We start from the raw sequence: 768 nt of genomic DNA on the forward strand, positions 1-768 counted from the left end.
TTTACCGTCGTGCGCGTAAACCCTCGCCGTGCCCGGGCGTTTGCCGAGGCGATCGGTAAGCAAGCCAAGACAGACCCCATCGATGCCCAGGTCCTGGCGCAGTTTGCCGAAACTTTGAAGGCGGCCAAACCCCAGCAGGATTCGGCGCCGACCCAGTTTTTACGGGAGCTGGTACAGCAGCGCGAGCGCTTCGTACAGCAACGCGACGACGACAGACGCCGTCTGAAACAGGCCCAGTCCCCCAGGATAATCGAGCTGCTGGAAGGCCATATCGCCTTCCTGAAAGCACAGATCCTGGAGCTGGAAAAGGCCATCGAGCAAACGATGCAGGCACTTGATGCGCCCAAGGTGGCGCAACTGACGTCAGTCAAAGGTCTCGGCACGATCACCGCGGCCAGCCTGATGGCTTACCTGCCAGAACTGGGCGAGTTGGACCGGCACCAGATAGCGGGGCTGGCGGGCCTGGCCCCCTATAACAACGACAGTGGCAACTTCCAGGGCAAGCGCAAGATCTGCGGCGGGCGCAGTGCGGTGCGGCGAGTGCTGTACATGTCGTGCTGGACGGTCATCCGCTACGACGCCTCGTTCAAGGCGCGTTACGAGGGGCTGCGCGATAAAGGCAAGAGTGCAAAAGTGGCGCTGGTAGCGTGCATGCGCGTGCTGCTGGTCCGGCTTAACGCCATGCTGCGCGACGGCACAGCATGGCGGACGTCATTAACTGGGCAAGACAGTGGCTAGGCGAATCTGTAGCAGCGGCCGCAGGCCGCG

Annotated in this window: 1 protein-coding gene; it reads left to right on the forward strand. The window is 62.4% G+C overall.

The genetic code is table 11. The annotated features are described in order from the left end of the window. The coding region (locus ACWKWX_RS32645; RefSeq protein WP_483829931.1) for an IS110 family transposase at nt 1–738 on the forward strand (738 nt) is incomplete at its 5' end. Nucleotides 739–768: the final 30 nt, after the last annotated feature.

The organism is Pseudomonas imperatae, assembly GCF_057128625.1.